Source organism: Cupriavidus sp. 01L43, assembly GCF_056399925.1.
Map to the genome: position 1 here is coordinate 115,269 of NZ_JBFTSH010000002.1, position 12,576 is coordinate 127,844.

The following is a 12,576-nucleotide window of genomic DNA, read 5'->3' on the forward strand; positions in this document are numbered from 1 at the left end:
AGACTTGCGACGACTACAGATGCTTTGAACATTTTTGTCATCTCCGGTGGTTTTATCCGGATGTGACATTACACGTTCAGCGCTGCGCCGTCGCCTGCGCGATGGTGCGCCGGGCGATATTCAACTGATGGATCTGGCTGGTACCCTCGTACAGCCGGAACAGGCGCACGTCCCGGTAGAAACGCTCGATGCCGTAGTCGGCGATATAGCCGTAGCCGCCGAACATCTGCACGCAGCGGTCCGCCACGCGGCCGCACATCTCGGAGGCGAAGTACTTGCAGATCGACGCCTCCATGGTCACGTCCGCGCCCGCGTCACGCTGGCGCGCGGTCTCCAGGATCAGCGCGCGGGCCGCATGGATGTCGGTCTGGCAATCGGCAATCAGGCCCTGCACGAGCTGGAAGTCCGCCAGCGGCTGGCCGAACTGCTTGCGGTGGGTGACGAAGCGCACGGCGTCGTCCAGCATGCGGATGGCCGGCCCGGTGCACAGCGCCGCCAGGTGGATGCGCTGCTTGTTCAGCACCTTCATCGCCGTGCGGAAGCCCTGCCCCGGCTCGCCGCCGATCACGCTCTCTGCCGGCACGCGGCAATCGTGGAAATACACCTCGGAGACCGGCGAGCCGGCCTGCCCCATCTTGCGGTACGGCGCGCCGGTGGTGAGCCCCGGGGTGTCGCGCGGGATGATGAAGGCCGAGATGCCGGCCGCGCCGGCGGTGTCCGGGTCCGTGCGGGCCATCACCGTGAACAGGCCGGCGAGGGGCGCATTGGTGATGAAGCACTTGGTGCCGTTCAGCACGTAGTGGTCGCCGTCGCGCCGGGCCGAGGTTTGCAGCGCGGTGGCGTCCGAGCCGGCTTCAGGCTCGGTCAGCGCGAAGGCGCCGGTCACCTCGCCGCTGGCCAGTAGCGGCAAGTAGCGGCGCTTCTGGGCGGGCGTGCCGTCGGCCACCAGCGCCTCCGAGCCGATGCCCGTGTTGGTGCCCACGCGGGCCCGGAACGCCACCGAGCACTGCGACAGCACCATCGCCGCCAGCACCAGTTCCTCGGTGGTCATGCCCGCGCCGCCGTATTCCTCTGGAATCGAATAGCCGAACATGCCTTGCGCGGCCATGGCGTCCACGATGTCGCCGGGCACTTCGTCGCGCTCCGCCACCTCGGCCTCTCGCGGCACCAGACGTTCACGCACGAAGCGTTGCAACGCTTGCAGGAAGGGATCGAAGACTTCCGGGTCTCTGATCATTCAGTGTCTCGCTCTAATCGGCACCAGCAAAGGCGATGCATCGAATCGAGCCTACGGGGGGCGCATCGTTCGCACTATCGATGTTTCGCTATCTTGAACATCGTCTACCCTTATGGGACAGCGCGGCCAAGACCGCAAACCAAGGGTTAACCCCATGCCCTCTCGCCCCCATCACCCCGATCCCGCGTTCGCCACCACGCTGGCCCATGGCCTGGGGCTGCTCCAGTGCTTTCGCGCGGGCGAGACGGTGCTGAGCAACAAGGAACTGGCGGACCGGACCGGCTTGTCGAAGGCCACCATCAGCCGGCTGACGTACACGCTGGCCGCCCGGGGCCTGCTGCTCTACGACAGCCACTTGCGCCGCTACCGGCTGGGCTCCACGGCGCTCTCGCTCGGCTATCCGCTGCTGGCCTCGCTGGGCGTGCGCCAACTGGCCCGCCCGCTGATGAAACGCCTCAGCGACCGCATGGGCGGCACGGTCTCGCTCGGCATGCGCGACCGCCTGCATATGGTCTACGTGGAAACCATCCGGGGCCACGACGCCATCGCGTTCCGCCCGGAGATCGGGGCCTCACTGCCGATGCTGACCACGGCGATGGGGCGCGCCTGGCTCGCCCAGGCCCCCGAAGCGATGCGCGCGCCCGTCATCGCCGGGCTGCGCGAGCAGGCGCCGGACGACTGGCGCGACCATGCCCATGCCCTGCCGGAGGCCATCGAACATCTGGCGCGGCTTGGCTTCACGCGCACGCCCGGCACCTGGCAGCACGATGTGCACGCCGTGGCCGTGCCCATGCGCACGCTGATCGACGGGGAAATCCTGATCTTCAACTGCGGCGTGCTGGCGAGGCGCCTGACGCCGGGCATGCTGGAGGACCGTATGGGGCCGGGCCTGATGGAGATGGTGCACGAGGTGGAGCTGCTGCTGGCGGGAGCCGGCTGATGGCGCTTCCGCCTCCCCAAGCCCCCGCCTCGCCCGAGCGCGACCGCCAGTTCGCCACCACGCTGGCGCGCGGCATCGACATCCTGCTGGCCTACCGCCCCGGCGAGTCCCTGCTGGGTAACCGGGATTTCGTGATGCGCACGGGCTTGTCGAAGTCCACCGTCGCCCGGCTGACCCACACGCTGGCCGTGCTCGGCTACCTCCGCCATGACGTGGCGCTGGGCAAGTACCGCCTGGGCGCGGCGGTCCTGGCGCCGGCCTACCCGCTGCTGTGCGGCATGCCGATCCGCCAGCTCGCCCGCCCGCTGATGCAGGCGATGGCCGACGAAGTGGTCGGCGCGGTCTCACTGGGCGTGCGGGACCGGACCCAGATGATCTACGTGGAGACCGCGCTCGCCACCCATGACCTCGCGGTCACCCCCGATGTGGGCGCCGCCATGCCGATGCTGGCCACCGCCATCGGCAAGGCGTGGCTGTGCCGGGCGCCGTCCGAGGCCAGCGCGCCCGTGCTGAACCGCCTGCGGCTGGAAGACCCGGAGGCGTTCCACCGCGCCGCGCCGGCGCTGGCCCAGGCGCGCAAGGATCTGGCACGGCACGGCTACTGCACCAGCCGGGACGAATGGCGGCGGGATGTCTTCGGCTTCGCGGTGCCACTCTGCGCGCGCGTGGATTCACGCTGGTTCGTGCTGAATTGCGGGGTTTTGGCCCGAACTGGGGCCTTCCATGCCGCCGAGAAGGTGGTTGGCCCGCGCCTCGTGGCGCTGGCCCATCAGCTCGAGACGCGGCTGGGGCTGCGCTGACGCGGCAAATCATCGCAAAAACACCACAAAAGACCGTCTTCGCACGGGCTTTTCCTTGACGGCGCAAGGCTCGGCTAGGATCATTCGTCTTTTCCAATTAACGCGAATCGTTCGCATTCCCGTTAGTATTCGCACCTACGAGCCAAAGAACAATGACCTCCTGCTTGCCCAATGCCGCACGCCGGCAGCATGCGCCGTCGCGCGTGCGCCCTCTGGCCGCTTTCGCCCGGATGGCTGTCCTGACCGGATTCCCGCTGTGTGGCGTCGCCTTCGCCCAGACCACGGAGCCGGCGGCAGCCGCCCCGTCCGAGCAGGCGCTGCCGGCCGTGACCGTGAGCGCGGCGCAGGAAATCGAGATTGGGCCGCAGTTGAAGAAGAAGGCCTCCGGCGGCGCCCTGGGCAGCCGCCCGCAGCTCGACACGCCGTTCTCCACGACCATCGTGACCGGCGAAGACCTGGCCGACCGCCAGGTGACCAAGATCGGCGACGTGTTCTTCAACGACGCCTCGGTCTCCGACAACAGCAACGCGAATAACGCGTGGGCGGCGTACACCACCGTGCGCGGCCTGCAGCTCGACTGGCGCAACGCGTACAAGATCAACGGCATGCCGTTCATCAGCTACGGCCTGACGCTGCCCTACGAACAGCTCGAACAGGTGGAACTGCTCAAGGGCGCCTCCGGCTTCATGTACGGCTTCGGCAACCCGGGCGGCACGGTCAACTACGTGACGAAGCGCCCGACCGACCAGTTCACGGCCAGCGTGGAACTGGGCTACCGCTCGTCGCACGTGTGGACCGAGCACGTCGACGTGGGCGGCCGCGCCGGCCCGGACAACATGTTCGGCTACCGCCTGAACCTGACGCACGAGGAAGGCAAGCCCAGCAATGCCGTGGGCATCAACCGTAATTCGGTCTCGCTGGGCCTGGACGCACGCATCACGCGCGACCTGACCTGGACCTTCGACGGCATCTACCAGGACCGCAACACCTGGGGCGCCACGCCGACGTTCTACACCGGCCAGATCCCCGCCGGCGGCCAGCTCCCGGGCGTGGTCAGCGGTCGCGGCGGCCTGTACGCCGGCCCGGACGCGCACTTCTACTCGAACCTGCAGGTGTACCAGACCGGCCTGCGCTACCGGCTCAATGACGACTGGACCGTCAGCACGACCTACAGCTTCAGCAAGCAGTCGCGCAGCCGTAACGAAACCACGCTCAACCTGCAGAACGGCCTGGGCGACTACACCGACTTCCGCTACGACGGCGCCGAAAGCCAGCAGTTCACCAACTGGACGTCGATGGTCGAAGGCAAGTTCCGCACCGGCCCGTTCCGCCATGAACTGGTGGCCGGCCTGAGCTGGCAGAAGCAGATTGACCGCTACAGCACCAACTCGGTCTACACGCAACTGGCCGACGGCAATATCTACGCCCCGTACACCGGCGTGTACTACAGCCAGACCGGCTTCAACAAGTACCGCGCCGGCGACACCGAGCAGAAGTCGGCGTTCGTCAGCGACACCATGTTCCTGACCGAGCAATGGTCGGTGCTGGGCGGCCTGCGCGTCACCAACTACGAGCAGAACGGCTACGGCTTCCCCGGCACCACGGGCGGCAACACCAACTTCACCAAGAACGGCCTGATCACGCCCACCGCGGCGATCATGTTCAAGCCGATGCCGAGCACCACGCTGTACGCCAGCTACGTGGAGTCGTTCGACGGCGGCGGCATCGTCTCGTCGTTCTACTCGAACGCCGGTGCCGCGCTGACGCCGGCCAAGAGCCGCCAGTACGAAGTGGGCGCCAAGACGGACCAGGGTCTCTGGACCGGTACGGCGGCACTGTTCCGCATCGAGCAGCGCACGGAATTCGGCCGCAACGACGGCGGCTCCCTGCCGGTCTTCGTCCAGGACGGCAAGTCGATCTACCAGGGTGTGGAGCTGGCCGGCAGCACGCGGATCGGCTCGCAGTGGGAAGTGGGCGGCAGCGCGATGTACCTGGACAGCTCCTACGACCAGGGCCAGCTGAACATCGGCAACCGCGTGGCCGGTGCGCCGAACTGGATCCTGACGGGCCGGATCAGCTACCGCATTCCGTTCGTGCCGGGCCTGAAGGTGGGCCTCGACGGCAAGTACACGGGGACGACCAAGGTCCGCCCCGAGGGCGACCTGACGGCGGGCGGCTACACGGTGTTCAACCTGGGCGCCTCGTACAACACCCGCGTGGCGGGCAAGGAACTGACGCTGCGCGCAGCGTTGACCAACCTCGCCAACAAGCGCTACTGGGGCTTCCAGTACGCTGGCTACGTCCAGCCGGCGGACCCGCGCGCCATCAGCCTGACGGCGAAGATCGCGTACTAAGGCGCGCACCCGTCGCGTACTGCGGCGATTACGCCACATGTGAAACGCCCTGCCCTGGCAGGGCGTTTTGCTTTGCGGCAGGTTGGAGCGCCGATCCTGCCCGTATACAATCGCGGTCTTTATCCGTTCACCCCAGACCTCCGCCCCGCCATGACCACCCTCGGAACGCCCCTCTCCCCCTCCGCCACCAAAGTGATGCTGCTCGGCTCCGGCGAGCTCGGCAAGGAAGTGCTGATCGCGCTGCAACGGCTGGGCGTGGAAACCATCGCCGTGGACCGCTACGAGAACGCGCCGGGCCAGCAGGTGGCGCACCACGCCCGCACCATCACCATGAGCGACGGCGAGCAACTGAAGGCGCTGATCGAGGCCGAGCGCCCGGACCTGGTGGTGCCCGAGATCGAGGCCATCGCCACCCCGATGCTGGAGGCGCTGGAAGCCGCCGGCGTGGTCCGCGTGATTCCGACCGCCCGCGCCGCACGGCTGACCATGGACCGCGAGGGCATCCGCCGCCTGGCCGCCGAAACGCTGGCCCTGCCGACCAGCCCGTACAAGTTCTGCGACTCGCTCGAGGAACTCCAGGCCGCCATCGACGGCGGCATCGGCTACCCGTGCGTGGTCAAGCCGGTGATGAGCAGCTCCGGCAAGGGCCAGAGCAAGATCGACGGCCCCGAGGGCGTCAAGGCTGCCTGGGACTACGCCATGGCCGGCGGCCGCGTGAGCCACGGCCGCGTGATCGTGGAAGGTTTCATCGACTTCGACTACGAAATCACCCTGTTGACCGTGCGCGCCGTGGGCGCCGATGGCCAGGTGGAAACGCAATTCTGCGAGCCGATCGGCCATGTGCAGGTCAGCGGCGACTACGTGGAAAGCTGGCAGCCCCACCCGATGCACCCGAAGGCCCTCGCCACGGCGCAGCACATCGCCCGCGCGGTGACGGCCGACCTCGGCGGCCAGGGGCTGTTCGGCGTGGAACTGTTCGTCAAGGGCGAGCAGGTCTGGTTCAGCGAGGTCAGCCCGCGCCCGCACGACACCGGCATGGTGACGATGATCACCCAGTGGCAGAACGAGTTCGAACTCCACGCCCGCGCCATCCTCGGCCTGCCGGTCAGCACGGCGCTCAAGAGCCCCGGTGCCAGCGCCGTGATCTACGGTGGCGTGGAAGCCCAGGGCATCGTCTTCGACGGCGTGGACGACGCCCTGCGCGTGCCGCAGACCGAGCTGCGCCTGTTCGGCAAGCCGGAAAGCTTCGAAAAGCGCCGCATGGGTGTGGCGCTGGCCTACGCCGAAAATGTGGATGTGGCCCGCGAGCGTGCCAAGGACGCGGCCAGCCGCGTCAAGCCACGCAAGGGCTGACCGGCCGAGCCGGTTTGACGCCGGTCAAGGCGTGATGGCGACCTTCAGCACGCCGTCACGCTGATTCGAGAACAGGTCGTACGCCTCGACGATGCGAGACAGCGGGAACCGGTGGGTCACCATCGGTCCGAGATCGAGGCGATTGGTCTCGATCACCTGCATCAGCCGCCGCATCCGCTCCTTGCCGCCCGGGCACAGCGACGTCACGATGCGATGGTCGCCCAGCCCGGCGGCGAAGGCATCGAGCGGAATACGCAGGTCGCTCGAATAGACGCCCAGGCTCGACAAGGTGCCACCCGGCTTCAGCACGCGCAGCGCCGCCTCGAAGGTGGCCTGCGTGCCGAGCGCCTCGATGGAGGCGTCCACGCCTCGCCCCCCGGTCAGGCGCAGGATCTCCGCCACGACGTCCACCTTGCGGAAGTTCACCACGGCATCCGCGCCCATCTTCTGCGCGATGGCCAGACGCTCGTCGAGCCCATCCACCACGATAATCATCCCCGCGCCGCACAGCCGCGCGCCAGCCGTGGCGCAGAGTCCGATCGGCCCCTGGGCGAAGACCGCCACCGCATCGCCGATCTTGATGTTGGCCTGCTCCGCCCCGGCAAAGCCCGTGGACATGATGTCCGGGCACATCAGCACCTGCTCATCGGTCAGGCCATCCGGAATCGGCGAGAGGTTCGCCTGGGCATCGGGCACCAGCACGAATTCGGCCTGCGTGCCGTCGATGGTGTTGCCGAAGCGCCAGCCGCCCATCGGCTTGTAGCCATGGCCGTGCGCCTGGCCGTCCTGCGAAGGCCGCCCGTCCTGGCACGCATAGGAATGGAAGCTCGGACAGATCGCCCCGGCAATCACGCGCTGGCCCACCCGGTAGCCCGTCACCACGCTGCCAAGCTTCTCGATCACGCCGACCGGCTCATGGCCGATGGTCAGGCCCGGCTTGACCGGATATTCACCCTTGAGGATGTGGACATCGGTGCCGCAGATCGTGGTCGTCGTGATGCGGATCAACGCATCGGTCGGCCCCACTTCCGGAATCGGCTTTTCCCGGAGTTCGATCTGTCCGGGTCCCTTGAAGACCAACGCTTGCATGCTTGCCATGACGCACTCCCGACGGTTGTCGCAGATAAACAGGCTAGGCGATGGGACAAGGACATGCCAATCCGGAGCCGGGTCATCTGCGCGCGGGTTGATCGCGTGCAAGCTTGCTGCAAAGTCTGAAGCTTCAGATCAAGGAAACGCCGTTACGCCCGCGCGTCCGCCGCCGCCACGGCAAGTGCCGCATGCTGCGCGCCGAGCACCGGATTGGCCCGCAGCCCGCTCAGGTCCGCACCGGACGGCGCCTGGTACAGCCGCAGCCCCAACTCCGGCAGGATCGCCAGCAGGTGGTCGAAGATATCGCCCTGAATGCGCTCGTAGTCCGTCCAGCCGGTCAGCGTGGTGAAGCAGTAGACCTCGATGGGAATGCCCTGCGAATCGGGCTCCATCATGCGCAGGTTCAGCAGCAGGTCGTGGTGGATTTCGGGATGGGCACGCAGGTAGGCCATGCCGTAGGCGCGGAATGTGCCCACGTTGGTCAGGCGGCGCCGGTTCACCGGGTCGTCGTCCGGGCCGCTCAGGGTAAGGTTGGCCTGCGCCACCTGCGCCTGCTTGATCTCCAGGTAGTCGTGCAGCAGCCGGAAGCGCATCAGCGCGTGCAGTTCCTCGTCCTCCAGAAAGCGCACGCTGGTGGCGTCGATGCGCAGCGTCCGCTTGATCCGCCGCGCGCCGGACTCGAACATGTGCCGGTAGTTGCGGTAGCTCTCCGAGAACAGCTTGTAGGTGGGCACCGTGGTCACGGTGTTGTCCCAGTTCTTGACCTTGACCGTGTGCAGCGCGATGTCCATGACGAAGCCGTCGGCATTGGACTGTGGCATCTCGATCCAGTCGCCGATGCGCAGCATGTCGTTGGTGGTCAGCTGCGTGCTGGCCACCAGCGACAGCAGCGTGTCCTTGAAGACCAGCAGCAGCACCGCCGAGAGCGCGCCCAGGCCGGAGAGCATCCAGAGCGGCGAGCGGTCGATCAGGATCGACAGCACCAGCACGCCGCAGATCAGCCACAGCGCCAGCTGGGCGATCTGCACATAGCCCTTGATCGAGCGCGTCTGCGCGCGCTGGCTGCCCGCGAACACGGTCTGCCAGGCCGAGAACACCCCGGACAGCATCAGGAACACGCTGACCCACGTGCCGGCATGGGCCAGCCGCTCGATCAGTCGCGAGAAACGGCCGAGGTTGGGCACCTCGCCGATGCCAAGCGCGATCACCGCCAGGAAGATGGCGTAGCCGAGCCGGCGGTAGATGCGGTGGCGCAGCAGCGCCGCGGCCCAGTTGCGGTGGCCGGACAGGCTTAGCACGCGGTAGACCAGGCGGCCCGCCACGCGCGCGATCAGCCACTGGGCCAGCGCGGCGATCACGCCGAGCGCCAGCACATAGAGCGCGATCTGGGCCGAGGGATGGGCGGGAAGGCGTTGCTGGAACAGGTCCAGCAGGGCATCGAAATTCATGCGGCAGGCAGGTCGGTCATCAAACAAGCGCCAAGTGTACTAGCCCCGCGTGTGTCTCCCCTCTCCCGCTTGCGGGAGAGGGGAAAACCTGCTCACCCGTGCGGCGCGTACATCGCCATCAGCTGCTCGTCGGTGTAGCCCCACTGGCGCGCGTCCTCGAACGCCACCACGGTGTCCTCGCTCTGGGACAGGTCGATGACCTGCGGCGGCACCGCCTGGGATGCCGCCACGTTGTAGAACGTCATCACGCGCGGCCGCAGCGGCTCGTCCTCGTTCTGGCCGCACACCACCCCCAGCCGGCTGGAGCGCAGCCGCAACACCGTGCCGAGCGGGTAGATGCCCACCGTCCGCGTAAACGCCTTGAAGACCCGGCGGTCGAACAGCGTGTCCACGCGCACGGCGATGTACTCCACCGCGCGCGCCGGCGCCCAGGCCTGGTGATTGGGCCGGGGCGAGGTCAGCGAGTCATAGGTATCGCAGATCGCCGCGATCTTGGCATGCACGCTGATCTCGTGCTCGACCAGCCCGAACGGGTAGCCGCGCCCGTCCACGCGCTCGTGGTGGTGCACGCAGACGTCGAGCGGGATATTGGTATACAGGCGCGCCTCGTTGAGGATGCGGTAGCCCGCCGACGGATGGCGGCGCATCTGCTCTTCCTCGGCCGGCGTCAGGTCGGTGGCCTTGTGCAGCAGCGAATCGGGCAGCGTCAGCTTGCCGATGTCGTGCACCAGCCCGGCCAGCCCGAGTTCGCGCACCTCGCCATCGGGCAGCTTGAGCGTGCGGCCCACGGCAATCATCAGCGCACACACGGAGAACGAGTGCAGGTAGGTGTAGTCGTCCTTGGCCTTGAGCCGCGCCATGGCCAGCAGCGCCTGCGAATGGCGCGACAGCGACAGCGACGCCGAATCCACCAGCAGCAGCGCCCCGGCGGTCTCCAGCGCGCGGCCCATGCGCACATCGCTGAACATGTTGCCGACCAGAGAGCGACCACTCTTGATCAGCTCGCGCGCGCGTTCCAGTTCTTCCTCGAAACTGGCCTCGGGCTCGTCGTCGGCGAGATCGGCCTCCATCATCTCCGGCGCGGCCGGCGTGGGGAGGTTGCGGCCCTTGAGGATGTCGATCCACACATCCTGCACGTTGGCCGACTGGATCTGCGTGACCTGGTCGTCGCTGGTGACGAGGAAACGCGAGCGCCAGAACGGGTGGTTGATCCAGGGTCCGCCCAGCCTGGCCACGAACATGCCCACCTGGAGCTGTTCCGCGCGAATTCTTCTCAGCATGCACTTGCCCCTTGAAATGGGTGCGGATGTCTCCGCGAACCCGTCAATCCGGGGCTCTGTCAGGCCCCTTGTCCGGTGTCGCGGTCGTTGCCGCGGCACGCAGTTGTTGTTTGCGACCCAGTTGTGTAAGACCCTTTTGGCCCGCGTTAACGGCAAACGCCGGCCGATCTTTAGTGGTTTCTTCGGATTCTTCCGAATTCGACCATCCCGCGCGACGCACCACCCAGGCCAGCAGCCAGACCCCAACCCCGGCCGACCCCGCCACCAGCCCGACGCCGGCCATGCGCTGGTCGTCGATCAGGTAGCTCGCGCACAGGCGCGCGGGTGCGTCGACGAAGAGCATACCGAAGGTCAGGCCCATCCAGACCATGTTGCCGCCGAAGAACAACACCAGCGGCCACGCCGCCACGCGGAGCGCGATGCCGGTTGACAAGCCAGCCACGAACACCGTAGCGAATTTGGCGGCATTGACCATCGGCGACAGCCGCGCGAGGTCCAGCGCAATCGGCAGCATCCACAGCCCGTAGCCGAAGGTCGCCACCACCAGCAGACTCAGCGCGTGCGGCCGCAGCGCCGCCATCGCCCGGACCTGCCAGCGCGCTGGGGCCAGGCGGGCAGCGAGCCAGCCAGCGGCGAACACGGCCGGCAGCAGGCCCAGCATCTGCAGGGCCATCGAGGCTTCCAGGGGCTCCCGCAGCGGCGGGACGGCCAGGACGATCAGGACGGCGATCAACGCCAGGAATCGGACGACTCTCATCGCCCCACTCCGCCCGCCGCCGCATGGCGCAGGGCCAGCGCATAGGCCGCGTGGAAGTCTTCCAACTCGAAACTGCCCAGCACCACCCCGTGCGCATCCACCACCTGCAGGCCGCCGTTGTGGACGAAGCCACCGAAGCCGTCCGGAATGGCGATGATGTCGGCCTCGCGCAGCAGCGCTTGCATGGCGACGGGCGCGTCCGGCGCAGCCACCCGCCATTGCGGCGGCCGTGCACCATGCTCGCGGGCGTAGCTGGCGAGGTCGGCGCCGTCATCGCGCGGGTCGAAAGACAGCGAGATCAGGCCGATCCGGCCCGCCATGCCGTCCGCCTCCACCTGGCGCGATAGCTGGGCGAAGGCGGCCCCGAGCGCGCGGCACACGGTCTGGCAGCGGGTGTAGATGACATCGACGAGATAGACGGCGGGGGCGCCTGCGGCTGGTCCTGCGGCTGGTAGTTCGCCGAAAAACCTCTGCGGCTGGCCAAGCTGGTCATGCACCGCGATGGGCGGCAGGCGCATCTCGTGCGCGGCGATGCGCGCCTCGCGGCGCTGGTCGAGCGTCCAGGCGGTCAGGCCATGCGTGATGGCCCAGAGAGCGATGCCACCCAGTACCAGCACCAGACCGAAAACCGCGCGCACAGCCAGAGACCCGCGCGGGCGCGCGGGCCGAACACCGTGTGCGAGGCTAGCCACCCGGACTGCCGAGCGCCGCGTCACCATCGAACGGCGCCGCCATGGCGGCCGTCTGGGTGCGTGCGGCGGCGACGGCTTCCGCCGTTACCGGGCCAGCGGTATTGCCCCACTGGCTGCGCACATGGGTCAGCACCGCGGCAATTTCGGCATCGGACAACTGGTCCGCGAAGGCCGGCATCGCCCCGTTGTAGGCCGTGCCCTTGACGGTCAGCTTGCCGGTCACGCCGCGCAGCACGATGGAGGCCAGCCGCGCCTCCTGCCCCACCACCCACTCCGAGCCCGCCAGCGGCGGGAACACGCCCGGCAAACCCTGCCCGGTGGCCTGATGGCAGGCCACGCAACGGGCCTGGAACACCGCCGCGCCATCCACGGTGCCGCCGCCGGCGCCCTTCGGCTTGCCTTTCAGGTCCGCCAGGGTGCGGCTGTCGCCCAGCGACGAGGGCTGGTCGCTTTCGGACGTCACGATATAGAACGCCCCCCACGCCACCAGCGCGGCCACCATGGCCAGCACGTAGCGGGGAATCGGCGCGCGGTTCTCGTGCGGATCGGCATTCTCGCGGGCACGCGCCGCGGCGGCCTGACGTTCTTCCGATGGATCTGCCATCTGTTTCCTCTGCGGATGC

11 protein-coding genes are annotated in these 12,576 nt (G+C 67.9%); 4 read left to right on the plus strand and 7 right to left on the minus strand.

The window, feature by feature from the left end; all coding sequences use genetic code 11:
- Nucleotides 1-76 precede the first annotated feature (76 nt).
- Nucleotides 77-1,237 (minus strand): acyl-CoA dehydrogenase family protein, encoded by a 1,161-nt coding sequence (locus AC1DP9_RS03640; RefSeq protein WP_092293239.1) that lies wholly within the window; start codon nt 1,235-1,237, stop codon nt 77-79.
- 154 nt (nt 1,238-1,391) lie between these two features.
- On the opposite strand from AC1DP9_RS03640, the gene AC1DP9_RS03645 reads away from it, so the two are divergent.
- The 4 genes from AC1DP9_RS03645 (at nt 1,392) to purT (ending at nt 6,684) form a co-directional block, all read left to right on the plus strand.
- Nucleotides 1,392-2,177, plus strand: coding sequence for an IclR family transcriptional regulator (locus AC1DP9_RS03645; RefSeq protein ID WP_477106643.1), 786 nt, complete (start codon nt 1,392-1,394; stop codon nt 2,175-2,177).
- Nucleotides 2,177-2,977, plus strand: a complete 801-nt coding sequence (locus AC1DP9_RS03650) for an IclR family transcriptional regulator (protein WP_477106644.1) — start codon at nt 2,177-2,179, stop codon at nt 2,975-2,977. Before AC1DP9_RS03645 ends, AC1DP9_RS03650 begins: the two co-directional genes overlap by 1 nt.
- Nucleotides 2,978-3,129: 152 nt before the next feature.
- Nucleotides 3,130-5,331, plus strand: coding sequence for a TonB-dependent siderophore receptor (locus tag AC1DP9_RS03655; RefSeq protein ID WP_454757038.1), 2,202 nt, complete (start codon nt 3,130-3,132; stop codon nt 5,329-5,331).
- A gap of 150 nt (nt 5,332-5,481) precedes the next feature.
- Nucleotides 5,482-6,684: a formate-dependent phosphoribosylglycinamide formyltransferase gene (gene purT, locus AC1DP9_RS03660; protein WP_092293231.1), complete on the plus strand. Its 1,203-nt coding sequence runs from the start codon at nt 5,482-5,484 to the stop codon at nt 6,682-6,684.
- 24 nt (nt 6,685-6,708) lie between these two features.
- Here purT and AC1DP9_RS03665 read toward each other — a convergent pair whose 3' ends face one another.
- The 6 genes from AC1DP9_RS03665 to AC1DP9_RS03690 form a co-directional block, all read right to left on the minus strand.
- The gene (locus AC1DP9_RS03665) at nt 6,709-7,782 is read right to left on the minus strand and encodes an NAD(P)-dependent alcohol dehydrogenase (protein ID WP_092293229.1); all 1,074 of its coding nucleotides are present in this window, start codon (nt 7,780-7,782) and stop codon (nt 6,709-6,711) included.
- Between the two features lie 143 nt (nt 7,783-7,925).
- A complete protein-coding gene (locus AC1DP9_RS03670) occupies nt 7,926-9,224 on the minus strand; it encodes a mechanosensitive ion channel family protein (protein WP_477106645.1) in 1,299 nt (432 codons plus the stop codon).
- 92 nt (nt 9,225-9,316) lie between these two features.
- Nucleotides 9,317-10,504, minus strand: coding sequence for an HD-GYP domain-containing protein (locus AC1DP9_RS03675; RefSeq protein WP_092293225.1), 1,188 nt, complete (start codon nt 10,502-10,504; stop codon nt 9,317-9,319).
- A gap of 43 nt (nt 10,505-10,547) precedes the next feature.
- On the minus strand, nt 10,548-11,261 hold the full coding sequence (locus AC1DP9_RS03680) for a hypothetical protein (RefSeq protein WP_477106646.1): 714 nt from the start codon (nt 11,259-11,261) through the stop codon (nt 10,548-10,550).
- Nucleotides 11,258-11,899, minus strand: a complete 642-nt coding sequence (locus AC1DP9_RS03685) for an SCO family protein (protein WP_477106647.1) — start codon at nt 11,897-11,899, stop codon at nt 11,258-11,260. The genes AC1DP9_RS03680 and AC1DP9_RS03685 overlap by 4 nt, the downstream gene beginning before the upstream one ends.
- 46 nt (nt 11,900-11,945) lie before the next feature.
- Nucleotides 11,946-12,557: a c-type cytochrome gene (locus AC1DP9_RS03690; RefSeq protein ID WP_441644199.1), complete on the minus strand. Its 612-nt coding sequence runs from the start codon at nt 12,555-12,557 to the stop codon at nt 11,946-11,948.
- Nucleotides 12,558-12,576: the final 19 nt, after the last annotated feature.